Here is a 24,212-nt window from a genome sequence, read left to right as displayed (position 1 = left end):
ATTGTTTTAAAATTTTCTACAAAAATTTTAATTTTTCTACATCAATTAGACGTAATCAGAAGAAAAAAGCATGGAATACATGAAAAAATCCCTTTTCTACAAGGGTAGCAAGGGACCTCATTGCTTGAAACATCAGAACATCATTTCACTCTTTTTATTTTAAAAATCGACTGGATATTTGTTGCTTTTCATCTCCCCATACATAGAAGAAAATCACAAGTAATGTACTTAAAAATCCCATCACTAGTGCATACGTACTGAGGGCTACATGTACTTGGCTTTGCACGGCATAAATGAATATGGCTCCTATTGTTAGCAAATTTCCAGTAATAAGCGATACAAAATGAAAACGTTTATTCATTGTAAGCCCCCCCTTTGTAGATGAATGATAAATGCCTCAAAATAAAGTTAGTCCACTTCAATTATCGCATAATTCAGAACTTTTATCCAATACTTTTATTTTATAGGAAAAATTAAAGATGCTTTTTTAATACATCTTTTTATAGTATGATGAGAAAATAAAGGGAAAATTCATAGATTATTACAAGAAAGGGGAGAAGATGAATCGTGAAATTACGAAATTCATTAACTTTTCAACTTGGAACGATTATCGCTGGTATTTTAGTGGTCATGCTAGGGATTACATCGTTCGCTACATACATAACTGCTTACAATAAACTTTATGATGCTGCTGGTGTGGAGGCATATGGATGTGCCAATATTACGACTGGTTTAATTGCTCCTGAACTAATGGACAAGGCCATGCGTGGCGATCAGGCAGCTCAGGATCGGATTGGGAATGACTTAAACTGGACAACCGGACACAAAGATATTTTTCAAACTCAATATATTCTGTCCCTTGATGGTACATTGTTAGCGCTGGACGACCAATTAGCCGAGAAAGGATTTGCCCCTGGGGATTCTTTCTATTTGGATCAAGAGGCGATTGATAGGTTGTTACAAGATAAGCATCCAACTTACTCTCAGCCCTATACGTATGCTGACATGGATCGCTTATCGGGTTATGCGCCCATTTTCAAAGATCACGATTCCAGTAAAGAAATCATTGCCATCAGCGTGATCGATTTTGACGCCAATATTGTCAAGGAGCGTACATGGGATGTTGTGCGAAGTGGGATATTAATTAGTATTTTCCCTATGCTGATTGCTTCAATTATTACAGGGTTTTTAATCCGACGAAAAGTGAAGCCAATTAGTGTTCTTATTCAACAGGCCAAAGAAATTGCGAATGGCAATTTAGCAGTAGCTGAAACAAAAATAAATAGCAAGGATGAGGTAGAGGATTTAGCGAAGACATTAAATCGTATGACCGCTAGCCTGCAAAGTATGATCATGACCATGCGTTCTACTTCTAATACACTTGCTAATAATGCTGATGAAACCGCTTGCACCTTAAACGATATGACAAATACCATTCAAGAGGTCGCTCATAATATCGAAGAGGTAACAAACACTGTGACAGCAGGCATGCATCATGCTGAAAATGCTACCGAAGTGCTTACCTCCTTAGCAGATGACTTGCAGGTAATCCAGTACAATGCTACGGATAGTGCTAATAATGCACGAGAAACAATGAAACTAGCAACAGAGGGAGAAAGGCTAGCCAAAGACATAAATAATGATATGGCATCGATTCAAAGTGGATCAGATGAAGTGAAGCATACTGTTGAAAACTTAGTTACGTCTGCTGCTAAAATACAGGCAATTACAACATCTATTGCTGGTATTGCATCACAAACGAATTTACTAGCACTGAATGCTTCTATCGAGGCAGCTAGAGCAGGAGAGCAAGGAAAAGGCTTTGCGATTGTTGCTGAGGAAGTGCGAAAGCTAGCAGAGCAGTCCAATGCAGAAGTATTACAAGTTGAACAGCTTATTCAGGATATGATGAAACATGTTCAGAAAGTAATGTCGTCAACGAATGATAATACGCAATATATTGAAAAAGGAACAGAGACTGTCGGTTTAACAGCACAATCGTTGGGGAATATTTCAAACGCTGTAGCGAAGACCGTTGAGGAAATTATAAGTATTTCTCATGCAGTGACTGCTGAAAATGAAAAGTCAGCTCGAATTGTCCAGATGATACAACAATTAACTGAATCCATTAGAGACATCGAAGGAGCCATGAATAGAATTACTTTAGCAGCCCAGCAAACAACAGCAAGTATTGATGAGGTTGCACAAGGTTCGAATGAAACGACCCATATGGCACATACACTAGAGCAACACGTAAAAGCATTTAAATTAAAAGAATTGTAGAAAAATTAGAATAAGTTAGCTTTTGCTTGCGTGTCTAAGATGGTACACTATCAATAAGATTTTTCTTTTGGTGAAGGTGAGGATTTAATGGTGGTAAAACAAATGGATGAGCAAGTACAGCAAATGAATGACTTATTTTTAAGTGGTCAAGTAAAAGAGAGTTATCAGCTAGCGAAGGAGATTCTTGCCAACCAGACAAATTTAGAAGGTGAGACCCATCAGCTTATTCAGCAACATGTTGCATTACTCGAGGCAAATGGATATGCCAATATGCCCGAAACGACTGATGAAAAAGTCATGCAAAGTACAGAACGTACAGATGGTTCTTACCCAGAGAGAGATGTTCTTACAGCCTATATCGGTACTCAAGATGCTGAACAGTTTGGGAAGGTAATAGACGAATTATTAGCCGGACCCATTGAAGCACAGGCAAACGCGTATTACACGATGGCTGAATACTACGTTCTTACTAAAGAACAGGACAAAGCAATGATCCAATTTGCGGAGGCTATCAAATTACAGCCTAACAAGGGGCTCTATTGGGGTGCTTTTGCTCAATTTTTAAATCGTCATGAGGGGAGCCCTTATTTAGCACTTAGACTTATTGAGGAAGCCATACAGCTAGATGGTATGAATCCTCGCTGGCACTTTATTCAAGGGAATATTTTTTTACAGCTTGTAGCTGCTACGAAAAATTTAAGCTATTTACCTGCTTTAGAAGAGGCTTGGGAAAGAGCTAAAAAACGCTGTTCTACCAAGCAAATTACCTTGAAAATGGATCTTGTGAAGTCAAATGATATGTTAAGACAATGGAAAAAACAAATGCTATAAATCTAGAAATGAGATGTTTAAACTATTAATAATTATTTCCTTTTGAGTATATTTATGCTATTATGAATGTATAAACGGACGTATGAAGCTTATCGATGACATGAAAGAAGTGTTTTTTTGAGTTTATATGTAGCGTATGTATTAGTGGGACTTGCCATTGCCATGCCTGTAGGTGCAATTACAGTTGAAATGACAAAGCAAGGACTTAAAAATGGTTTTCTGCACGGCTGGGCTGTAGGGCTTGGTGGCATGACCATTGACATCGTATTAGTTTTTGCCTTGTATATGGGATTAGCCTCTATTTTGGCAATGCCTATGGTACAGCTTCCGATGTGGATCATTGGAGCGGGCTTTTTATTCTTGTTAGGGTATGACTCTATTAAGAATGCCGATCATGATATTACATTGGCAGGAGAAAAAGTAACCAAGTCCTTTTTTGCCTCTTATTTTAATGGATTATTGGTAGCGATTTCCCCTGGTAACCTTGTTTTTTGGGTCAATGTATTCGGCGTGGTTCTAGCTAAATCTTATGGACAAGGGGAGCAATCAAGCTTTTTAATTATTGCTGCAGGTGTTCTGAGTGGAATTTTACTCCACGATCTTGGTTTACTAACCATTGTCTCAGTTACGCGTAAAGCCATGAATCGTAAGATGATTAAAACATTTACGATTGTCGCAGGATTCTTGTTAATTGGCTTTGCTGGATATTTTATATATGAATTTATACAAGCAATTAAAATTTATATATGAAAAGTGCGATCACTCAGATCGCACTTTTTTTATGATGGTGAAATGACTGTTGTCTGCTTTTGGAGACAAGCCATAATTTCTTCTGCTACTTGATGTGCTAAGGTAAGCTCTGAAGTAAAGCCCACACAAGAACAATTCATTTCACCTAATATATAGCAATCTGCTCCAGCTTCATCCGTATCTAACATAAAATCAGCTGTCCAAATTAGTGGTAAGTCATAACCCCCCAATAGGCTCGTTACTTGAGGGAGTTGCGATAGAAAGTTTTCGACCAGCTCTTGCCAATCTTCTGGTGAATCATAGCGATATTGTGCACCTGAGAATAATGTTGCGCTAAAGGCATCCTCGGTATTAGCAGGTGTTTTATGTACCACGTGAACGGGGTGATTGCGCAACATCAATAAGCGAACTTCACCTTCTGTAATACGTGGAAGAAATCGCATATCGATCAACATACCATTCGGTCCAGTAATATAGGGCTCACAGAATGTCATAAAGTCTCCAAGCGACCAATATTCAACATGATTATCTTTCGCTTCCGTACATTTAATTTGTGCATCTAGTGGAACTTCAGTCATTCCTTCGGCTAGAGGTTCTACTAATTTTACACGCCAAATACCTTCACCTGTAGAACCACGATTTTGCTTCAGAACACGTTCTGTTAATGCTAGTGAAGTAGGAAATTGAGCTTTAAATGCCTCAATCGTATAATAGGCGAACGTATCATCAGGTACTAAATTAGTAGCAATCAGCTTGGATAATACATCTTTAGAGCCGTAGCTAATCATCGCATCGGGATGTGGCATGCCCATTACGCCTACTTGGCAAAGTTCTCGGAGCATCCCAAAATATTCTTCTTCATGTTGTAAATTGCCAGGGTTTATACGTGATACATAGGCAGCACCATGTTCCTTCACGTAGTCAAAAATTTGCTGTTTTTTTGCATTATCAAAAAATAGCACCTCTGCATCTTGTCCACGTTGCTTTAAAGCTTCCACCATCGGCATTGTATCTGGGCGATAGCCATCTGGTCCTTTATCTGTGCCACCCTCAACCTCGAAAAAAATAACTTTTTTATTCATCCATAATACCTCCTTTTTTGTTTGTCATTTATTTTCAGTATAGTAGACAAACAAGGAGAAAAGATATATGAAATATGTAAATTTTATGTATAAATTCATATAAACTAATATTTAATATAGGAGGTATTAACTACTTGAAATCAGAAAAATCAGATATTTGGTTATTTAAGCCTGTTTCTTCTGAAACACTGTAAGATATAGAATCATTAGAAGAATAAGCAAAGTGCCAATAAATTGATAAACGCCAAAGCTTATTTTTAACCACCATACACTTGTGATGACGGCCATTAATGGTTCTAAACTACCTAACAAGCTTGACTCCTTTGGGGATAAATAATGCAAGCTAGCAATATAAAACCAAAAAGCTAGCATGGTGCCGAATATAATAATAAAAAGAAAATAGGCAATCGTAGAAAATGTCCAGTCTGATACATCAATAGCCCATGGTGGATGGAAAAAACTCATAACGATTCCTCCAATGATCATGGACCAACCCACAACAAGTAAGGAATGAAATTGCTGGAGAAGTGGAACTGCATATAGTGTATAAAAGGCAACTGAAAGTCCTGATACTACACCCCAGAAGACCGCCATAAAAGGAACTGATAGTGTAGAAAAGGACCCATTTGTTAATAATAAAAAAGTTCCCACAAGCGTAAGTGTAACAGCAATACTATCCTGTTTTGTCAGCGGGCTTTGCTTAGATAAGAAGTAATACACCATAATGAACAAAGGTGCTAAATATTGTAGAAGCGTGGCTACTGCTGAATTTCCAATAGAAATAGACATCATATACGTATATTGGACAGCAAGCATGCCGAGTAAACTAAATAGAAGTTGTCTCATTGCATTTTGTTTTGTCCGCCACATTACAAATATTGACCCATGTCGATGGGTTATTTTATATATTCCTATGAGTAATAGACCAGACAAAAGTAGACGACTAGAAACTAGCCATTCTACAGCTATTTGCTCCTGCTGAAACAGTCTTTGGGCTACGGTTCCACCGATTCCCCAAAAACTTGCCCCGAGGATAACTAGTAAAAAACCGAGGGTACGATTTTTTGGGATGATTTGATTCATGGATGAACATCTCCTAAACTATCAATATAAAGTGATTATAAGCGATCTATAAACCAATAAATATCGTGTTAACACGTTAAAAATATCAATATATTGAGGTGATGAGAATGCCTTTAACACATATAAAAATTGCGAAAGATTTACAAGAGCTAACATTGCATGGATCGAAAGAATTTCCAGTTGCCTTGTATGAAACAACAATGAGCATGGATAGTATGGATTTTCTTCCGCTCCATTGGCATAAAGAAATTCAATTTGTATATCTCAAAAGTGGACGTGCTAAGTATCGGATAGGAGCGGATATTTTAGTTTTAGAGGAAGGGGAAGGACTATTCATCAATGCCTTGCAATTACATGAGGCAAAGCCCTTTCAAATGGAGCAGGCTATTGTTTACTGTATAAATGTAGATCCTATAATCATCGGTGGACATGAAGGCAGTATTTTTATAACTAATTATGTTCAACCTTATTTAACGAATCAGCGACTGCCATACGTCAAGCTTACAAAGGAGCTCTCGCAAAAGGTGGCATGTATGGCTGATATTTTGCGAGAGCAAGATGCCTTTTTTCAACTAAAAGTATGGAGAGAGCTGCTATACATTTGGGAATTGATGTTAACCCAATCCTTGCTAACTGAAGAGATTATGGACCCCTCGATCATTGTGCAACAAGAACGGGCTAAAGTGATGCTGAATTTTTTACATACCCACTATCAGCAAAAAATAACTTTAGAGGATTTAGCCAAGCATGTGTATGTAAGTAGGGCTGAGTGTAGTCGGTATTTTAAGAAAATAATTGGACTGACACCATTTACTTATTTATTACAATATCGACTGCGCAAAAGTATTGAATTATTGAAGGATGACGAGCAAACCGTCACGATGGTAGCTGCCAATACAGGCTTTAGTACAGTTAGCTATTATATTGAGAAGTTTAAAGAATATACAGGCTATTCACCACATGTTTATCGCAAGAAATTCCTGCAAAATATTAAATTGTGAAAAAATCTTGAACGTAAATGGAAAAAATATGATTATTTATGCCTGTAATCTATACATGATTCACCATTTACAATAAAGTGAAATTAATAGTATGTAGGGGGCGTTAGAATGATGGTTTTAAGGAAAAAGCAGCATATATGGCTAGCCTTTTTATTCATCGTGTTAGTCAGCAATTATACGCTTTATAATACGGGGCTTGGTTCTTCCATCTTGCCAATTGAAACAAATGGAGTTGTCCTAGGTTCCCTTATTGATTTAATAGTCATCGTACCTGTAATATGGATGCTTTATAAAGGGAAGTTTTCATTAAAGCAAGCCATTTTATTAGGCGCAATTGGCTGTCTTGTCGCACGTTTTATCATTCCGATAGAGCATCTTCAGCCATTTGTCGCAGTCACGTGGGCAGGCTTTGCCATTGAAGGTATAATGATCGTATTAGAAATTTTTCTCATTGCTACCCTTGTACGCTATCTGCCAAGGGTTCTTGCCGATGTACGCGCCAGTTCATTACCGGATTTATTTTCATTTTCAAAAGCTGTGGAAAAACAAATACCGCAGCATCCTGTCATTCAAATGATTTGTTCCGATTTACTTGTCCTTTATTATGGATTTGCTAGCTGGAAGCGACAAGAACGACCCGGTTTCACTTTGCATAAAAATTCAAGCTATATCGCTTTTCAACTGATGATTATCCACGGTATTGTGATTGAAACGATTGGCATTCACTGGTGGCTACATGAGAAGTCCATGATCCTTTCCATTATTTTGCTCATTTTTAATGTGTATTCAGTGATCTTTTTTATAGCAGATATGCAGGCGGTTCGTTTAAATCCTATCTACGTAACAGACGAAACAATATATATTTCACTAGGTTTAATGAAGCGTACAAAAATCGACTTTAATAAAATTGAAGAGATCGTAGAGGATAAGGTACAGTTAGAAGGAAAACTATCAAAGGATACGATAGATTTCGTTGCACGTGATTTTGGTGAAGCTTATCCGCACGTTATTTTAAAAATGAAAGAGCCAGTGGAAGTGACCTTTATGTTAGGCATTAAAAAAAGCTATCATCAAGTAGCGATTAAAGTTGATCAGTCACAAGAATTTAAACAAATGCTTCAACTAAAAATGTCAAACCATTTTGCCTAAATATATATAACCAACGTTTTGAATAAAAACGTTGGCTTTTTTTATTTAATCAAGGTCTGCGATTGCTTGTAAAATGTCATCGCGGATGGCTTCCCAAAATTGCAGTTGAACCGAGTCGCAATACGTATAAAGCTCTTTATGCTGAATGTGATCGTATAGTGCGGCAATGTTTTCTTGATGGAAGGATAGTCGATGGTTTAGATTCGCTCGTTCTTCCTCCAAACAAAATAATTTATAGATATCAGCCAGTCGCTCTAGTTTGGCTAGTTTCTTTGTCATCGCCTCATATTGTTTTTGATGAAAACGTCCTACTGCAGAGGTCATCGAAATTTTTGCACGATGTTCCGCCTGAAGACTACGACACTCCTCCTGACGAATAGCTACACGATACCAAAATTCATAGCGAGTCGGTAATTCTCTTAGTTCATAGGTAAGCAATGATTTTAAAATTGTATGCACTTGTTCATATGTATCAATGCTTTTCTCTGCGTCTTTAAAAATCCCAAACATACAACCACCCCCATATAGTGTAATACTACACAGCTAGATAAAACTCCTTTCATTTAAGAAGTATCTCCTACTTTATTTTATGAAAAAACATATTCAGTTGGTGCATTCCTTGAAAGCCTTGAAAGGTCTAACTTTTCAAGAAGCTATGACAAGATTTTGCTATTTTTGTACAAGTTTCTGAGAAATTAAAGAATAGGCATTTACAAAAAGAAAATAAATGTGTTAACTTTTAAAGTGTCTTAGGTTAACTTAAAAAGAGGGGGAGGTTAACAATGCAACATTTTTGGGTTGTCGGTACTGATACAGATGTTGGTAAGACGATTGTCACCACATTGTTGATGTGTCAATTGCAAAGGCTGGGGATGAAAATTACACCTTTCAAGCCTGTGCAAACAGGAGAGGTATACGACAATTTGCATAGCTATTATGCTGATACGGCTATGTATGAGAAGTATTCCTTGCAAGCTTTAAATAAAGAACATATGAATGGCTATTCGTTTAAGGAAGCCGCATCGCCTCATTTTGCTGCTCAACTGGAGGGACAGCAAATTGATGTAGAAAATCTTTTACAGCGTATTCAATACTTACAAGAATCCTACGATGTCGTTATAGCTGAGGGAGCAGGTGGATTGTTTGTGCCATTAGATATTCAACAAAGCATCACACTGCTCGATGTCATTGTTAGTAGCAAATTGCCAGTAGTGCTTGTTACTAGGACATCTCTTGGGACCATCAATCACACCTTGTTAACGATGGAGGCATTGCAATCACGCCAGATTGATGTTCTTGGCATTGTTTTTAATGGTGACACGGGCAGTATGATGGAACAGGATAATATAAAAACGATTTTACAGTATCACCCTTTGCCCTATGCGGTTATTCCACGTCTTCAGGACATTTCACAGCTAGTGAATATCAACATTACACACACAACATTATTTGAAAGGCTTTATAGAAATGATACGAGAAATAACTGACTTACAAGCTAGAGATTTACAGCATATTTGGCATCCATGCTCGCAAATGAAAGATTATGAAGCATTTCCGCCCATCGTCATAAAAAAAGGACAAGGTGTGTGGCTTTATGATGAGCATGATAAGCGCTATTTGGACGCAGTTTCCTCATGGTGGGTAAATTTATTTGGACATGCCAATCCGCGGATCAGTCAAGCCTTAAGTCATCAAGCATTTACGTTGGAGCATACGATTTTTGCTAATTTTACACATGAACCGGCTATTCAGTTAGCTGAAAAATTAGTCGCTTTAGCACCACCTGGTTTACATAAAGTGTTTCTTGCGGATAACGGCTCTTCTGCCGTTGAAGTGGCATTGAAGATGAGCTTTCAATACCATATGCAAACTGGAAAACAAACAAAGACTAGATTTCTAGCGTTTACAGATGCGTATCATGGTGAAACCGTTGGTGCTTTATCTGTAGGAGGGGTAGGACTGTACAATGAAGTATTTGAGCCACTTTTATTGGATACTGTACGTGCCCAGGGGCCAGATTGTTTCCGTTGCCCGTTTCAGAAAGTACCAGAAAGCTGTGACGCACCATGTAGTCAATTCGTAGAAGAACAGCTCAAAGTGCATCATGAGGAAATCGCGGCTGTTATTATAGAACCACTTATTCAGGCAGCAGCAGGGATGAAAATGTATCCACCTACTTATTTAAAACGGCTCCGAGCATTATGCTCACAATACGATGTTCATTTAATCGCTGATGAAATAGCTGTTGGATTCGGTCGTACAGGGACAATGTTTGCCTGTGAGCAGGCGAGTATCACACCTGATTTTATGTGTTTATCCAAAGGCATAACAGGCGGCTATTTACCATTATCCGCTGTCTTAACAAGTAATGAAGTGTATAACGCATTTTATGATGAATATGGGACAATGAAAGCATTTTTACATTCTCATAGCTATTCTGGTAATACATTGGCATGTCGTGTGGCGCTGGAAGTATTAACAATATTTGAAGAAGAGCAAACATTGGACATGATTCAGCGCAAGGGGCAACAAATGCGAGAGCTAGCAATGGCAGCATTTGATGATATGCCTTATGTGGGTGAATACCGACAAGTTGGTTTAGTGGGGGCTATAGAACTTGTTGCAGACCGTCAGACGAAGGAGCCATTTGCAAGTGAAGAACGAATTGGTTACCAAATTTATCAACAAGCATTAGTAAAAGGTCTACTCATACGACCTCTTGGCAATATTTTGTATTTTATGCCACCTTACATCATTTCAAATGAAGAAATGACGTTCATGATGAATACAACGAAAGAAACGCTTGAACAATTTTTCAAAGATAGGGGGGATGAGGTTGATTAAACGTCATTCTACATTAGCATTAGTCATGATTGCCATGTTCGCTGCCTTAACGGCGATCGGGGCGTTTATTAAAATTCCATTACCGATTGTTCCGTTTACTTTACAGATTGTTTTCGTTTTTTTAGCAGGATGTTTACTAGGTAGTCGCAATGGGTTATATAGTCAGCTTGTTTATATCGGTGTTGGCTTAGTAGGGCTACCTGTTTTTACTCAGGGCGGAGGCATTACTTATGTAGTACAGCCCACATTTGGCTATCTTATTGGCTTTGCTCTTGCCGCGTATGTGATTGGAATGATCGTTGAGAGAATTGAAAGGCCAAAGAAAAGGCATTTTATTGGGGCGACAATTTTAGGGCTTTTCATTGTATATGCTATAGCTGTTCCATATTTATATATCGCTTTAAACTTCTGGTTAGATATGAAAACAAGCTGGTCACATGTTTTTGTTGTTGGCTTTGTAAGCAGTATCATTGCTGATTTTGGCTTAGCTATTTCAGCCGGCTTATTAGCAGAGAAATTGTATAAAGTATTTCATTCAGCTAGAAGAGTAAGTATTTCTCAAGGGGAAGGGGAGACGATGATATGAATTTTTTACAGGTAGCACAGGAAGTAATTGATGGCAAAATCATTAGCAATGAGGAGGCACTTGCTATTTTAAATAGTAAGGATGATGAGCTATTACAACTGATGGATGGTGCCTTTGCTATTCGTCGGTATTATTATGGTAAAAAAGTAAAGCTGAATATGATTATGAATGCTAAAAGCGGCTACTGCCCAGAGGATTGTGGCTATTGTTCTCAATCCTCTAAATCAACAGCACCTATTGAAAAATATCCTTTTATTACGAAAGAGGAGATCTTGGCTGGTGCGAAACGAGCATTTGACAATAAGATTGGAACGTATTGTATTGTGGCAAGTGGTCGTGGGCCGACACGGAAGGACGTCAATGTCGTAAGCGAGGCAGTTACTGAAATTAAAGAAAAATATGGCTTGAAGGTTTGTGCCTGTCTTGGCTTGCTAAAAGAAGAACAGGCACAGCAATTAAAGGAGGCGGGGGTGGATCGCTATAACCATAATTTGAATACCTCTGAGCGTCACCATTCCTTCATTACGACTTCACATACGTATGAGGATCGTGTCAATACGGTAGAGATTGTTAAAAAACATGGTATTTCCCCTTGCTCGGGCGCCATTATTGGGATGAAGGAAACTAGGGAGGATGTCGTCAATATTGCGCGTGCCCTTCATCAATTAGATGCAGATTCGATTCCTGTTAACTTTTTAAATGCGATTGACGGCACAAAACTGGAAGGGACAAGGGACTTAAATCCACGTTATTGTTTAAAGGTCTTGGCATTATTCCGTTACATCAATCCAACAAAGGAAATTCGAATTTCGGGTGGGCGTGAAATCAATCTCGGCTCTCTACAGCCACTGGGCCTTTATGCAGCGAATAGTATATTTGTGGGGGATTATTTAACCACTGCAGGCCAGGAAGCCAATAGTGATTATCGTATGTTGGAGGATTTAGGCTTTGAGATTGAGTTAACGCAAAAGCAAGAGGCAGCATTTTGTTAGGGCTTTAGAAATAAAATCTACTACTACAGAGAACCGTACACTCGTACGGTTTTTTGCTTAAGATGGATACAGTTTTAATGATGATGGATCAATAGAAAGAAGCTATTGATAAAAGCCGAAATACAATCGATAGAGAGAGAAAAATGACAATAAACCTAACATCTCAAACCGGTTATATACCTAAAAAATAAAGAAATTCACAAATTGTTCAATGTAAGCGGTTTGAAATTGAACAGTTTGTGAAGACCTTCACATAAAGCTTTCTTTTTCAAAAATTCAGCGTAAAATAAGAATCAAGTAAGGAATTGTTGTAAAACAGTTGACGAGTAGTCTCACAAATTTTAGTGATTGTTATAGTACAAAAAAATAAGAGAAGGGAGCTTTTTACATGTGGGTTATTACAGTATTTGATAAAAAGGATGTTCGAATTTTTGAGTATGCAAACAAAAATGAGGCAACAGAGGCTTTGGCGAAATTCAAAAAGAATGCGGTTTTAACATATACAAAATAAAAGTTCTTTTTTACTACAGCCCTCGACAGTTGAGGGCTGTTTTTTTAATGTACAACAATTGAGAAGGCACTATACACAAGTAATAAAGCCATGATGATATTAAACAGTTGTCGATGCTGTTGCAATACCTTTTGGAAAACGGACCCACATAATGCCCAACTAAATGTACTAATGATCCCAATGAAGCCTAAAAAGAGGGAGAAAAGTAGATAGCTTATGTAGGAAGAATTATAAGGAAGGATGTAGGTAGCAACAACCGTAATTCCAAATAGTATTCCTTTTGGATTGATAAATTGTAAGAAGGTTCCTATAAAAAATAAGTTCCGTCTTTCTTCTACCTCATTACTTTCCTCCGGCTCTTTACTTGTCACAATTTTAAAGGCTAAGTATAGCATATAGCCGACACCAAAAATGATTAAGGGCAATTTAATGGTCGGTAAAATATTTAGCATAACAATGTTGAAAAAGCTGCTCAGAGCAATAATAATAAAAAATCCAATTCCCACACCAAAGCAGAAGGGCAACGTTTTTGAGAAGCCATGCTGTTTGGCAAATACCATGGCCATAAAGTTGTTTGGGCCAGGAGTGAAGCTTGTAATCGTAATAAAAACTAGAAAGGAAAATATAGGCAAGGGCCATCACCACCTTCAATTTGTATGTTATAATGTCCGAAATAGACATTATAACGTTGTTTGTTTTATTATACATAACGTACGTTATATTGTACATATTTAAAAGGAGATTAAATATGGATGATATTCAACTGATTTTTGCTCGAAATTTAAAGGCTATTCGAGAGAGAGAGAAATTAAGCCTAGAGAAGGTATCACAACTAAGCGGGGTTAGTAAAGCCATGATTGGACAAATTGAAAGAGGGGAATCCAGCCCAACATTAACTACCATTTGGAAAATAGCTAATGGGTTAAAAGTATCTTTCACAGAGCTTATTCATCAACCGCAGGCAGAGACAGAGCTCATCTTAGGCAAGGACATTCATGCATTAGAGGAAGATAACGGGAAATATATCGTCTACCCTCATTTTCCTTTTCAAAAGGATAGCCGCTTTGAAATTTATAGTATCGCGATAAAGGAGAATGGAACATTACACGCTGAGGCGCATAGAGAAGGAACGGAGGAATATTTAACCGTTTTTGATGGGGAATTAATCATTCGAATACAAGATAAGGACTATCGATTAGCAAGCGGTGATGCCATCCGTTTTAAAGCTGATCGCTCCCACACATATATCAACCCCGGAGAGACTTTAACACGTCTCAGCATGACCATCTACTATCCACATTAATAAACCGTATAAACGCCTTCAAAGCGTTTATACGGTTTCATTTTTTTACAGTATACTTGCTAAACGTTTAATACCCTCGCGGATTACTTCAGGTGTTGCATTTGTATAGTTTAAGCGCATTGTATTCACGTTCGTTTTCGATGTATAGAATGGATCACCCGGCACGAAGGCAACCTTTTGTTCCATCGCTTTATGGAATACATCAAGAGCTGGCGTACCATCCTTCATTGTTGCCCAAATGAACATGCCTCCCTCAGGTCGTGTGTACTCGACATGGGCAGGGAAAAACTCTTGCATCGCATCCAGCATCGCTTCTGATTGATTTTTATATAAGCTAATTATTTTATTAACATGCTCCGTGTAATCATTACTTGCTAAATAATCATAGATAACATATTGCGAGAAAATATTCGTATGAAGATCAGAAGCTTGCTTAGCTGTTTCGATATGCTGTAAAAGCTCTTTATTTTTTGTAATGATAAACCCAAGACGCATGCCAGGTGTGACCGTCTTAGAGAAAGAACCTAGTAAAATACTATTTTCTAATTTACCAGCGCCGATATAAGGAAGTGGCTCGCCTTGGAAACGTAGCTCCCCATAAGGATCATCCTCAATTAAAGCAACATCATACTTGGCAACCAATTCGTATATTTGCTCACGCTTTTCTTTCGAGTATGTGAGACCCGTTGGATTTTGGAAGTTTGGAACTGTGTAAATAAATTTTACATTTGGTTGTTGTAGGGCTTGCTCTAATTCTTCTAGATTAAGACCATCGTTTTCTAATGTTACCCCATGGAAGGTTGGTTCAGCTAATGTAAAGGCTTGTATAGCCCCTAAGTAACCAGGCTCTTCGATAATAATGCCATCGCCTTTATTAATAAGTACTTTACCAATTAATTCAAGTGCTTGCTGTGAACCTGTTGTAATAAAGACGTCGTCAGCATGGATATCAAGCCCGTGGACACGTTGATACTTCGCAGCAATGTACTCACGTAATGGTGCATAACCTTGTGTTGAAGAATATTGAAATAGGCGGCTACCATTTTTTGTGATAGCTTGATCTACTGATGCTCTTAATGCATCAATTGGGAAAGAGATTGGGTTTGGAAGCCCACCTGCAAAGGAAATGACATCCTCTGCATCTGTCACTTTCAAAATATTTCGAATAAATGAGGATGGCGTATTTAAGATTCTTTCAGAATATTGCATAATGATCGGTCCTTTTTTTCTGATTTTTTAAAAATTATATCATTGTCATCGGTTGCATACAATATTATCATTGTATGCAAGACAATTAAACTATTGTATGCAAATTAATAGAAAGAAGGCGCTTTGCGAATGCCTATTAATTCATTTGATGCGTATCCTATGAGTTGGAAGCCAGATATTAGTAATAGCACGGCTCCATTATATATAGCCATTGCACAACAGCTAGAGGAAGACATTAAAGAAGGAAAGCTAACGCCAGGAACAAAATTGCCACCACAACGTGAATTAGCTGATTTTTTAGATGTGAATTTAAGCACGATTACACGTGCATTTAAGCTTTGTGGACAAAAGGGATTAATATATGCCTCGATTGGTAGTGGCACATTTGTTTCAACGGATGCAGCTAGCAATAAAATTTTATTACCAACAAACCGTACGACACCGATCATTGAAATGGGCTCTGTACTACCAGATAACTTTGTCAATGAGGACATTACTCGTTATATGAAAAAAATGGTAGGTGAACCTAGCTTTCCTAAACTATTTCAATATGGGCGACCTGAGGGGAACGCTTGGCAAAATGAGGCCGTGCTCAAGCTCTTCGAATGGGTAAATTTTCAAACAGATCAGCCCATTTTGCTTGGAGCTGGTGGACAAAATGCCATTGTTGGAACACTTGCGGCATTATTCCAGCCAGGCGATCGAATTGGGACAGATCCTATAACTTACGCTGGAATGAAAACTGCTGCCAATATGCTAGGTATTCAGCTTGTCGCTATACAACAATGCCAGGGTGAGATGACAAAAGAAGGACTGCTGTATGCTTGTAAAAATGAACATATTAAAGGCATTTATGTCATCCCTGATTTTCATAATCCAACTACACATACCATGTCGGTAGAAACCAGAAAAATGATCGCAGAAGTAGCAAGACAGAAAAATTTGCTTGTCATTGAGGATGCAATTTATAGCTTTCTTAAGGAAAAACCATATGCTCCGATTGCTTCCTATGCACCTGATAAAGTGATCTATATTGCTAGTCTGTCGAAAACGATCTCACCAGGATTGCGACTATCCTTTATTGTCACACCTCCTGCACTTCGTAAAAAAATAATGGAGACTCTCTATAATATCAATATATCAGTCTCTCCAATTATGCTAGAGCTTGCAGCAAGATTGATACATGAAGGGGTCGCGCAAACCATATTGGAAAAGCATCGAGCATACGCAAAACAACAAAATGCTCTTGTTAATCATTATTTAGCAGAGTATCACATTTTAGGTGATGAGGAATGTATTTTCAGATGGCTCCTATTGCCAGACAAATTTACAGGCGTACAATTTGAATTGCTTGCCTCGAAAGCGGGTGTACAGGTCTACGCTGCAGAACGCTTTACAGTCGGCAATGCAAAGCCAGTGAATGCTGTGCGTATGGCTATAGCAGCTCCAGAGTATCAGCTGGAGCAAGCATTAATAATTTTAAAGGATATTCTCGAAAGTGATGGTGACTATGTATTTGTTGATTAAACGTCTTTAAGTCATAGAAAGAGGTGCAGAGATATGAATGAAGATTGCGTGATTCTTAAGTAGGCAAGTCTATTGCAATTGTAGGAAACCTAAAATTTTTGTAAGCGTACTAAATATTACACAACTATGATTAACCATGAGGGAAAAATATAAAAGTCCGTAGACAAACTCTTAAAATGTTAAGTTTGTCTATGGACTCATTTATGTATGGACAGCCAGTCTTAAAAATCTAGCCTATAATAATATTCATGAGTTGGCATGTCCCCTGTAAAAGTGTTTATTTTCCCAGTAAACGTAACCGATAGGATGTATATAATTTTTTCGCTATGTCCATACATAAAGAAACCTATTAAAACCTCATTATTATAAAGGGACATAGGGTGCATACGCTAAAGATACAGTATTACTACATATAAATTCTTCGTACAATGTTAATTTGACATCTTTGTTACTTGTTAACTCACAAACCTCCATATAATTACTTTGGTAATTTCTCTATTTGAAATCACCATGCTAACTCCTTCTATATTCTAATTTGTATAGGTGAGACAAAAATATTTTTTATTTGTATTCATACATATCTCTTTCAATGTTTTAAAAAATAGGCGGAGTAACAGAAAATAATACAACTGCCACTGTATGAGAATTATTTTCCCATTTATGCTTCAAATTTGCTGGTATTTTCACACTATCACCAACTTCTAAAAGATATTCTTCCTCACCCAAATAAATTTTTATGCTTCCTTCTATAATAACTGCTATTTCCTCGCCTCTATGATCCAAAAGTTTCTCTGAAGAAGACATATAGGGGGGAACGGTCATAATGGCTGACGCCAAATTACCTGTGAAATCGGGTGATAATAACTCATAGGACAAGTTATCTATAATCATTTTCTTACGTTTATTTGATCTTACTACTAAAGCCTCGGTGTTTGTTTCTTCCATAAAAAAGCTAAATGTTGGAACATCTAAAGTTTTTGCTAAGACTTTTAATGTTTGAATGGATGGATTCGCTAGACCCCGTTCAATTTGGCTTAACATGGAAGGGGTAATGCCAGCTAAAGCTGCTAATTCTCTATTGGTCAAATCCTTCATTTTTCGGTATTTCTCAACTTTCTTTCCAATATCAAAATTCTCCATTTTGAAACTCCTATCGTATGAATTAAAAATTGTTTAACGTTATTAAATTTTATTTAACAGAAACGACAATTATGTTAAACTTTATTAAATATTATTTAATTATATTTTATAACTAGAACTACTACAAGAAAAATGGGGGGATCAGCTAGATGATGAAAAAAGATATGCAAATATGGAAAGAACAATATCCATTATTCGATAAGCTTACAGGAATGGAGGAAGTATTTTGGATAAATCCGAATATGGAGATTTTCCAATCAGGAATTAAAAAATCCCCTCTGAACGAAGCGGATGTAAGGGATGCGGAGGAAAGGTTGGTACGCTTCGCTCCATATATCGCGAAGGTTTTCCCTGAAACGGAAGGAACGGCGGGAATGATTGAATCTCCTCTAGTGGATGTTCCTGCCATGAAGCAATCCTTACAGAATACTTTTCAGCAGCCGATTTTAGGTGATTTATTACTGAAATGTGATAGTCATCTTCCTATATCTGGATCTATCAAAGCTAGAGGGGGGATTTATGAAATTCTCAAACATGCAGAGAATTTAGCTATTCAACATAATTTGTTAACGGTCGATGATGATTATTCAATTTTGGCTAGTGAGAAGTTCCGATCTTTCTTCTCACACTATTCTATTGCAGTAGGCTCAACTGGGAATCTAGGGCTGAGTATCGGTATTATAAGCTCAAAATTAGGTTTTAATGTGACTGTTCACATGTCAGCAGATGCCAAGCAATGGAAAAAGGACTTGCTCAGAAATAGCCATGTCACGGTTATTGAATATGAAGCTGATTATAGTAAAGCAGTGGAAGAAGGTCGAATTCAGGCAGAAAAGGACCCAACATGCTATTTTGTGGATGATGAAAATTCACATGATTTATTTTTAGGCTATGCAGTAGCTGCGTCACGCTTAAAAAAACAATTAGATGATCTGAATATAACGATAGATAAACATCATCCGTTAATGGTTTACCTTCCATGCGGTGTAGGTGGAGGTCCAGGGGGGATTGCTTTTGGCTTGAAGCTATTGTTTGAAGATAATGTTCACTGTTTCTTTGCTGAACCTACTCACTCTCCTTGTATGCTACTCGGTTTAATGACAGGACTGCATGATCAAGTTTCTGTGCAAGAGATTGGCATTGATAATGTAACAGAGGCAGATGGACTTGCTGTAGGAAGACCCTCTGGATTTGTTGGTAAGACCATAGAACCTTTTTTAAGTGGTAATTTTACGGTCAACGATGAACAATTGTATAGGTTACTGAAGGAGCTTGTCGACACTGAAGGCATTCATTTAGAACCATCAGCACTAGCTGGTATGTTAGGACCAATAAAATTATATAAAGAGGGCGCTGATTATTTAAGCAAGCTTCATTTAACAGAACAAATAATGAAAAACAGTACACATATTATTTGGGGAACTGGGGGGAGCATGGTTCCGGAAGATATCATGAATCAATATTATCAAAAAGGTTTGAAGTTGGTGCTAGAAAACAAAATTGATGGACCAGACATAGTTTCTTGATAAAAAAATGCTGGGCCTTTTCTATACAAATAAGCAATTTTTTTGCAACTGAACATGGCGATCGCTATGTCCAGTTGCTTTTTTTAGATTTATCGGGACAAGAGTCGGTAGATTGTTGTCCTGTTTTGATGATAGCGCTGGCTGAACAGGTACACGTATAAAAAATCTGAAATTTTAGAAAAAATAAATAACTGTATTGACAACTTTGCCCAAAATCAATATGATTAAAAAAATAAAACATTTACTTTATTTTTGTTTTATTTTAAAGTAAATACTTCAAAAGGGTGGGTAAAGTAATGAAAATCTTGATAGGCGAAATTGCACATGAGACAAACACGTTTGCTAATGAGAAAACAACTGTTGAGTCGTTTAAGGAATGGGAATGGATTCATGGCGACGAGATCTTACAGAAACATCGTAATGTAAGAGATTACTTAGGTGGAATGATGGAACGAGCTGAAGAAACAGGAGTAGAAATAATTCCTTTATTTTCAGCATTTGCCATGCCTTCTGGAGTTATAACAAAAGAAACCTACAACGTGCTTCTTCAGGAGTTAACGAATTCAATTAAAGCTGTGAAAGAGTATGATGCCATTTGTCTTGCACTTCATGGTGCTGGTGTCGCGGAAGACGTTGATGATCTTGAAGGCGGTATATTATCGGCTATTAGAGAAGTTGTTGGGTATAAAATTCCTGTTGTCGTCACGCTAGACCTACACGGAAATATAACGGATCAGATGGTCCAAGAAGCAGATGTCCTATTGGGCGTTAATTTTTACCCACATGTTGATTGTTTTGAAAGAGGAATCGAGGCAATCGATATTACCCGAAAAATTCTTTCAGGTGAGCTTCAACCAAAAATGAGCCTAAAAAAACTCCCACTTATGATTCCTACATCTACTACAAATTTACCACCAGCAAAAAATATCAATGAACTGTGCTGGGCACATGAAGTAAATGAAAAAATTATTGATTGCACATTCTTTCATGGCTTTCCTTACACGAATATACCTGAAGTTGGCGTTACGGTGGTGACCGTCACTAATAATGATCAGGAGCTTGCAGATCAAATTGCAGAAGAAATCGCTTTGGAGATTTGGAATACAAAAGAGATGTTTTTTCCAGACATTATTAATCCAGATGAAGGCATTAAAAGAGCACTAAAAATAGAAGGAAAGCCAATTGTCATTAACGAAACTTCAGACAATCCTGGAGGGGGTACGCCAGGTGATGGAACTCATTTACTTTCAGCCATGATAAACGCAGATCTTAAAAATGCATGTTTCAGTTTTATTTATGACCCTGAAGTAGTGAATATTGCTCATAATAGTGGAGTAGGAGCAACAATCGATGTATTACTAGGTGGCAAAACAGATGATTTACACGGAAAGCCGCTCAAGGTTACTGCTTATGTTAAAACTCTTGCAGATGGCCGATTTATCCAGTCTTCTCTGATGGGAAAAGGTGCAAAAGTAGATTATGGTAAATCTGCGAGGTTAGTAGTTGGCGACATTGATATTGTTGTTTGTTCCAAAAGGTCCCAAACACTGGATGAACAAATCTTTTTATTACACGGGATTGATATTAAGTCCTACAAAATTGTCGCTTTAAAATCAAGTCAGCATTTCCGTGCCGGATTTGAACCCTTAGCCCATACAATCATTACCGTTGACTCACCTGGGTTATCAAGTTTCAATCTGTTTTCTTTTGACCATACAAGACTTGCAAAAGAAGTTTATCCTTTTAAAAAAGATGTTGAATTTTTACAGAAAGATAAAGTTAAGTAAAGGGGAGGATGAAGGTGAAAAAGAAAACCAGCGGAATTAAATGTATCGTTATGGTAATGATTATGGTTATTTTAGCAGGCTGTACCCCAGATTCAAATGAACAAAGTTCTGGAAATAGCGATAGCAAATCAAAGAATACATTAGTAATCTCTTCTGTTCGTGAGCCGGATACCATTGATGTCCATAAAACAACTTGGGTTGATAATTCAACAGCTAATATTTATGACACATTGTTAAAAAGAGACCTGGAGGGAAATATAATACCTGGTCTTGCTGAAAAATATGACATTTCAGATGATGGTAAAATATGGACCCTTTATTTAGATGGAAATGTCAAGTTCCATTCTGGGGAACCGCTCACTGCTGAAGTGGTTAAAAAGACGTTTGAAAGGTTCCTTCAAAATTCGGCTGTCAAATTTATAGCTGGACCAATAGACAAAATAGAAGCTGATGGACAGAAATTAATGGTTTATTTCACAGAGCCCTTTGCACCTTTTGCTAGTGGATTAACTACTGCGTATTTAGCACCGATGGATCCTAAATCACTTGAAGAGTACGGTGAGGATTTTGGAAAAAAACCTTCAGCTTCAGGAATATTTAAATTTGAGGAAAGAGTACGTGGATCTTCTATTACTTACGTGAAAAATGATGATTATAATTGGGGTCCTCCTTTTGTAGATAATAAGAGTGCCCCAGGTTTTGATAAATATGAATTCCGTTTTATCACGGATGACGATACTAGAGTGCTAGAATTTAAGAAAGGTACCACACAGATTATGACCAGTGTGCCACCAAATTATATTAAAGAGCTTGAAGCAACAGAAGGTGTGAAAATTGATAGTATGTTGGAACAAGGCATAACATACTTGGGCTTCAATAATAAAAAGCCAATGTTCCAAGACAAACGTGTTAGACAAGCGATCGCACTAGGTATCAATCGTGATCCACTCGTAGAATTTGCCTTGGAAGGCTATGCAAAACCGCTCTTTGGTCCACTGCCTCAAAGCATCCCTGGATATAGTGAGAAAGTTGAAGGAGAGGCAGCACAAAAATACACGCAAAATGTGGAAAAAGCTAAATTGTTGCTAGAAGAAGCTGGGTGGAAAGACACAAATGGAGATGGAATAGTTGAGAAGGACGGAAAGCCTTTCTCATTTGAATTATGGTTATCTGATGAGCCAGTCATGCAAAGAATTGCCCAAATTCTGCAAGGCCAATTAAAAGAGATTGGGATTTTAGTTAATATTTCGGTTCAAGAGCCAGCGGCAATTACTGCAAACACACCAAAGGGGTTACATGATGCAATTCTAAATATGTATGGATGGTCAGATCCAGATATCTTATACATGCTTTTTGGAAAAGGAAGCTCATTAAGAATGCATTACGAACCTGAGGAATTAAACAATTTACTCACGAAAGCACGTCAGACGATGGATACGGATGAGCGGATGAAAATTTATGAACAGGCGCAGCAATTCCTTGTGGAAGAGTCTCCTTGGGTTCCGTTATTTGTACGTGAAAATGTAACCGCTTACCGTGACATTAATGGATTTAAACAAAATCCTTACTCACAATCAATTATTTTCAATGATATCACTTCGAAATAAAAATTAACCTGTAAAGTTAGGGACCACTCATCGCTAACTGCCTTATTAAAAGGGGGGGATTAAAACTTGTCTAAATATATTTTGAATCGAACTCTTTCAATGGTTATTACTCTAATTGGTGTATCAATTTTAGTCTTTTTGATGATGCATTTCATACCGGGTGATCCCGTAACTTATATTCTAGGAGACTTTGCTTCAGAAGAGGCCATAGTTGAAATGAAAAAGACTTTAGGTTTAGACCAACCGCTTTTTATTCAATACATTGATTACATTAAAAATGTGTTACAAGGGAACTTAGGGACTTCCTATATTACGGGCTTGACAGTGGGTGAAGAGATTATGGCTCGCTTTCCTATTACAGTACAACTAGCACTGTATAGTTTAATCATTGGATCCGTCATTGGAATTTTAATGGGTATTTTAGCAGCAGTGAAACAAAACACAATCTTTGACCAGCTAGCTATGGTGATTTCCTTAATAGGAATATCTGCACCAGGTTTTTGGATAGCATTATTTTTAATTTGGATGTTTTCCTACCAATTCAATATTTTCCCTATATCTGGATATCAAGGGTTTTACTCATTAATTTTGCCATCTATAACACTGGGTTTAGGCTCAGCTGGCAATATAGCAAGAATGACGAGGTCTAGCATGCTTGAAGTTATTAAACAAGATTTTATGAGAACGGCTCAAGCTAAAGGGCTTGCCATGATTCCTATGATTTTTAAGCATGCCCTCCAAAATGCGATGATCCCTGTTATTACTTTAATTGGTCTACAGTTTGGTTTTCTATTAGCAGGTGCAGTAGTCATAGAAACGGTATTTGCACTACCGGGATTAGGGAGTTTTTCAATTGAAGCCATTACTAAAAGGGATTTGCCAACCGTACAAGGGCTAGTTCTATTTATGGCATTTCTTTTTATTATAACTAATATGATCGTGGATCTCGTTTACAGTCTAATAGATCCTCGTATTAAGTATTAGAAAGGGAGGCAAGTATT

General features: G+C 37.5%; 23 protein-coding genes. 16 read left to right on the top strand and 7 right to left on the bottom strand.

Annotated features, from left to right (window positions below):
• Window positions 1-154: 154 nt before the first annotated feature.
• Window positions 155-361 carry a hypothetical protein gene (locus KVT27_RS11550; protein ID WP_036126902.1) on the bottom strand — a complete coding sequence of 69 codons (207 nt, stop codon included), beginning with the start codon at window positions 359-361 and terminating at the stop codon, window positions 155-157.
• A gap of 206 nt (window positions 362-567) precedes the next feature.
• On the opposite strand from KVT27_RS11550, the gene KVT27_RS11545 reads away from it, so the two are divergent.
• The 3 genes from KVT27_RS11545 (at window position 568) to KVT27_RS11535 (ending at window position 3,864) form a co-directional block, all read left to right on the top strand.
• Window positions 568-2,283: a methyl-accepting chemotaxis protein gene (locus KVT27_RS11545; RefSeq protein ID WP_217581326.1), complete on the top strand. Its 1,716-nt coding sequence runs from the start codon at window positions 568-570 to the stop codon at window positions 2,281-2,283.
• An 87-nt stretch (window positions 2,284-2,370) separates the two neighbouring features.
• A complete protein-coding gene (locus KVT27_RS11540; RefSeq protein ID WP_036126899.1) occupies window positions 2,371-3,114 on the top strand; it encodes a tetratricopeptide repeat protein in 744 nt (247 codons plus the stop codon).
• Window positions 3,115-3,231: 117 nt separating this feature from the next.
• Window positions 3,232-3,864: a LysE family translocator gene (locus KVT27_RS11535; RefSeq protein ID WP_008178185.1), complete on the top strand. Its 633-nt coding sequence runs from the start codon at window positions 3,232-3,234 to the stop codon at window positions 3,862-3,864.
• A 29-nt stretch (window positions 3,865-3,893) separates the two neighbouring features.
• Here KVT27_RS11535 and KVT27_RS11530 read toward each other — a convergent pair whose 3' ends face one another.
• Both KVT27_RS11530 and KVT27_RS11525 read right to left on the bottom strand, forming a co-directional pair.
• Window positions 3,894-4,946, bottom strand: a complete 1,053-nt coding sequence (locus KVT27_RS11530; protein ID WP_217581325.1) for a Cj0069 family protein — start codon at window positions 4,944-4,946, stop codon at window positions 3,894-3,896.
• A 165-nt stretch (window positions 4,947-5,111) separates the two neighbouring features.
• The gene (locus KVT27_RS11525; protein ID WP_217581324.1) at window positions 5,112-6,029 is read right to left on the bottom strand and encodes a DMT family transporter; all 918 of its coding nucleotides are present in this window, start codon (window positions 6,027-6,029) and stop codon (window positions 5,112-5,114) included.
• Between the two features lie 107 nt (window positions 6,030-6,136).
• Here KVT27_RS11525 and KVT27_RS11520 point away from each other — a divergent pair, with 107 nt between their 5' ends.
• Window positions 6,137-7,030, top strand: a complete 894-nt coding sequence (locus tag KVT27_RS11520; protein ID WP_217581323.1) for an AraC family transcriptional regulator — start codon at window positions 6,137-6,139, stop codon at window positions 7,028-7,030.
• A gap of 108 nt (window positions 7,031-7,138) precedes the next feature.
• The gene (locus tag KVT27_RS11515) at window positions 7,139-8,179 is read left to right on the top strand and encodes a beta-carotene 15,15'-monooxygenase (protein ID WP_217581322.1); all 1,041 of its coding nucleotides are present in this window, start codon (window positions 7,139-7,141) and stop codon (window positions 8,177-8,179) included.
• A 45-nt stretch (window positions 8,180-8,224) separates the two neighbouring features.
• Here the strand turns inward: KVT27_RS11515 and KVT27_RS11510 are convergent, their stop codons facing one another.
• Complete coding sequence (locus KVT27_RS11510) at window positions 8,225-8,689, bottom strand: hypothetical protein (protein ID WP_217581321.1); 465 nt, start codon at window positions 8,687-8,689, stop codon at window positions 8,225-8,227.
• 272 nt (window positions 8,690-8,961) lie between these two features.
• Between KVT27_RS11510 and bioD the strand changes: the two genes are divergently transcribed.
• The 5 genes from bioD to KVT27_RS27075 all read left to right on the top strand — a co-directional run bounded on the left by bioD (window position 8,962) and on the right by KVT27_RS27075 (window position 13,112).
• Window positions 8,962-9,666 carry a dethiobiotin synthase gene (gene bioD / locus KVT27_RS11505; protein WP_208705731.1) on the top strand — a complete coding sequence of 235 codons (705 nt, stop codon included), beginning with the start codon at window positions 8,962-8,964 and terminating at the stop codon, window positions 9,664-9,666.
• A complete protein-coding gene (bioA, locus tag KVT27_RS11500; protein ID WP_217581320.1) occupies window positions 9,647-11,023 on the top strand; it encodes an adenosylmethionine--8-amino-7-oxononanoate transaminase in 1,377 nt (458 codons plus the stop codon). Before bioD ends, bioA begins: the two co-directional genes overlap by 20 nt.
• Window positions 11,016-11,609 carry a biotin transporter BioY gene (locus KVT27_RS11495; protein ID WP_036126882.1) on the top strand — a complete coding sequence of 198 codons (594 nt, stop codon included), beginning with the start codon at window positions 11,016-11,018 and terminating at the stop codon, window positions 11,607-11,609. Before bioA ends, KVT27_RS11495 begins: the two co-directional genes overlap by 8 nt.
• Window positions 11,606-12,601 (top strand): biotin synthase BioB, encoded by a 996-nt coding sequence (gene bioB / locus KVT27_RS11490; protein WP_036126880.1) that lies wholly within the window; start codon window positions 11,606-11,608, stop codon window positions 12,599-12,601. The genes KVT27_RS11495 and bioB overlap by 4 nt, the downstream gene beginning before the upstream one ends.
• A 388-nt stretch (window positions 12,602-12,989) precedes the next feature.
• Complete coding sequence (locus KVT27_RS27075) at window positions 12,990-13,112, top strand: hypothetical protein (RefSeq protein ID WP_008178200.1); 123 nt, start codon at window positions 12,990-12,992, stop codon at window positions 13,110-13,112.
• Between the two features lie 44 nt (window positions 13,113-13,156).
• Here the strand turns inward: KVT27_RS27075 and KVT27_RS11485 are convergent, their stop codons facing one another.
• On the bottom strand, window positions 13,157-13,744 hold the full coding sequence (locus KVT27_RS11485) for a LysE family transporter (protein ID WP_217581319.1): 588 nt from the start codon (window positions 13,742-13,744) through the stop codon (window positions 13,157-13,159).
• A 116-nt stretch (window positions 13,745-13,860) separates the two neighbouring features.
• On the opposite strand from KVT27_RS11485, the gene KVT27_RS11480 reads away from it, so the two are divergent.
• Window positions 13,861-14,415, top strand: coding sequence for a helix-turn-helix domain-containing protein (locus KVT27_RS11480; RefSeq protein WP_036148970.1), 555 nt, complete (start codon window positions 13,861-13,863; stop codon window positions 14,413-14,415).
• A 45-nt stretch (window positions 14,416-14,460) separates the two neighbouring features.
• Here KVT27_RS11480 and KVT27_RS11475 read toward each other — a convergent pair whose 3' ends face one another.
• Window positions 14,461-15,624, bottom strand: a complete 1,164-nt coding sequence (locus KVT27_RS11475; RefSeq protein WP_008178203.1) for an aminotransferase-like domain-containing protein — start codon at window positions 15,622-15,624, stop codon at window positions 14,461-14,463.
• A 129-nt stretch (window positions 15,625-15,753) separates the two neighbouring features.
• Here KVT27_RS11475 and KVT27_RS11470 point away from each other — a divergent pair, with 129 nt between their 5' ends.
• Window positions 15,754-17,151: an aminotransferase-like domain-containing protein gene (locus KVT27_RS11470; protein WP_217581318.1), complete on the top strand. Its 1,398-nt coding sequence runs from the start codon at window positions 15,754-15,756 to the stop codon at window positions 17,149-17,151.
• A 594-nt stretch (window positions 17,152-17,745) separates the two neighbouring features.
• On the opposite strand, the gene KVT27_RS11465 is transcribed toward KVT27_RS11470, so the two are convergent.
• Window positions 17,746-18,291 (bottom strand): helix-turn-helix domain-containing protein, encoded by a 546-nt coding sequence (locus tag KVT27_RS11465; RefSeq protein ID WP_217581317.1) that lies wholly within the window; start codon window positions 18,289-18,291, stop codon window positions 17,746-17,748.
• Window positions 18,292-18,440: 149 nt separating this feature from the next.
• Between KVT27_RS11465 and KVT27_RS11460 the strand changes: the two genes are divergently transcribed.
• The 4 genes from KVT27_RS11460 to KVT27_RS11445 all read left to right on the top strand — a co-directional run bounded on the left by KVT27_RS11460 (window position 18,441) and on the right by KVT27_RS11445 (window position 24,195).
• On the top strand, window positions 18,441-19,817 hold the full coding sequence (locus KVT27_RS11460; protein ID WP_420911005.1) for a D-serine ammonia-lyase: 1,377 nt from the start codon (window positions 18,441-18,443) through the stop codon (window positions 19,815-19,817).
• A 296-nt stretch (window positions 19,818-20,113) separates the two neighbouring features.
• On the top strand, window positions 20,114-21,604 hold the full coding sequence (locus KVT27_RS11455) for a M81 family metallopeptidase (RefSeq protein WP_036148964.1): 1,491 nt from the start codon (window positions 20,114-20,116) through the stop codon (window positions 21,602-21,604).
• 8 nt (window positions 21,605-21,612) lie between these two features.
• Window positions 21,613-23,211 (top strand): ABC transporter substrate-binding protein, encoded by a 1,599-nt coding sequence (locus tag KVT27_RS11450; protein ID WP_217581316.1) that lies wholly within the window; start codon window positions 21,613-21,615, stop codon window positions 23,209-23,211.
• Between the two features lie 66 nt (window positions 23,212-23,277).
• Entirely contained in the window at window positions 23,278-24,195 is a 918-nt protein-coding gene (locus tag KVT27_RS11445; RefSeq protein ID WP_036126869.1) for an ABC transporter permease, read from the top strand.
• Window positions 24,196-24,212 lie beyond the last annotated feature (17 nt).

Source organism: Lysinibacillus sp. GbtcB16, from assembly GCF_019091145.1.
In the GTDB taxonomy this organism is placed as follows: Bacteria; Bacillota; Bacilli; order Bacillales_A; family Planococcaceae; genus Lysinibacillus; species Lysinibacillus fusiformis.
The sequence above is the reverse complement of the archived record's forward strand: the minus strand, read 5'-3'. Positions and strand labels throughout refer to the sequence as shown.

What these genes read in the sequence shown, in the direction of transcription:
- KVT27_RS11550 (WP_036126902.1), bottom strand. Translation starts at nt 361, where the DNA reads ATGAATAAACGTTTTCATTTTGTATCGCTTATTACTGGAAATTTGCTA.
- KVT27_RS11530 (WP_217581325.1), bottom strand. Translation starts at nt 4,946, where the DNA reads ATGAATAAAAAAGTTATTTTTTTCGAGGTTGAGGGTGGCACAGATAAA.
- KVT27_RS11520 (WP_217581323.1), top strand. Translation starts at nt 6,137, where the DNA reads ATGCCTTTAACACATATAAAAATTGCGAAAGATTTACAAGAGCTAACA.
- KVT27_RS11515 (WP_217581322.1), top strand. Translation starts at nt 7,139, where the DNA reads ATGATGGTTTTAAGGAAAAAGCAGCATATATGGCTAGCCTTTTTATTC.
- KVT27_RS11470 (WP_217581318.1), top strand. Translation starts at nt 15,754, where the DNA reads ATGCCTATTAATTCATTTGATGCGTATCCTATGAGTTGGAAGCCAGAT.
- KVT27_RS11475 (WP_008178203.1), bottom strand. Translation starts at nt 15,624, where the DNA reads ATGCAATATTCTGAAAGAATCTTAAATACGCCATCCTCATTTATTCGA.
- KVT27_RS11455 (WP_036148964.1), top strand. Translation starts at nt 20,114, where the DNA reads ATGAAAATCTTGATAGGCGAAATTGCACATGAGACAAACACGTTTGCT.
- bioD (WP_208705731.1), top strand. Translation starts at nt 8,962, where the DNA reads ATGCAACATTTTTGGGTTGTCGGTACTGATACAGATGTTGGTAAGACG.
- KVT27_RS11510 (WP_217581321.1), bottom strand. Translation starts at nt 8,689, where the DNA reads ATGTTTGGGATTTTTAAAGACGCAGAGAAAAGCATTGATACATATGAA.
- bioB (WP_036126880.1), top strand. Translation starts at nt 11,606, where the DNA reads ATGAATTTTTTACAGGTAGCACAGGAAGTAATTGATGGCAAAATCATT.
- KVT27_RS11540 (WP_036126899.1), top strand. Translation starts at nt 2,371, where the DNA reads ATGGTGGTAAAACAAATGGATGAGCAAGTACAGCAAATGAATGACTTA.
- KVT27_RS11460 (WP_420911005.1), top strand. Translation starts at nt 18,441, where the DNA reads ATGATGAAAAAAGATATGCAAATATGGAAAGAACAATATCCATTATTC.
- KVT27_RS11465 (WP_217581317.1), bottom strand. Translation starts at nt 18,291, where the DNA reads ATGGAGAATTTTGATATTGGAAAGAAAGTTGAGAAATACCGAAAAATG.
- KVT27_RS11525 (WP_217581324.1), bottom strand. Translation starts at nt 6,029, where the DNA reads ATGAATCAAATCATCCCAAAAAATCGTACCCTCGGTTTTTTACTAGTT.
- bioA (WP_217581320.1), top strand. Translation starts at nt 9,647, where the DNA reads ATGATACGAGAAATAACTGACTTACAAGCTAGAGATTTACAGCATATT.
- KVT27_RS11450 (WP_217581316.1), top strand. Translation starts at nt 21,613, where the DNA reads ATGAAGGTGAAAAAGAAAACCAGCGGAATTAAATGTATCGTTATGGTA.
- KVT27_RS27075 (WP_008178200.1), top strand. Translation starts at nt 12,990, where the DNA reads ATGTGGGTTATTACAGTATTTGATAAAAAGGATGTTCGAATTTTTGAG.
- KVT27_RS11480 (WP_036148970.1), top strand. Translation starts at nt 13,861, where the DNA reads ATGGATGATATTCAACTGATTTTTGCTCGAAATTTAAAGGCTATTCGA.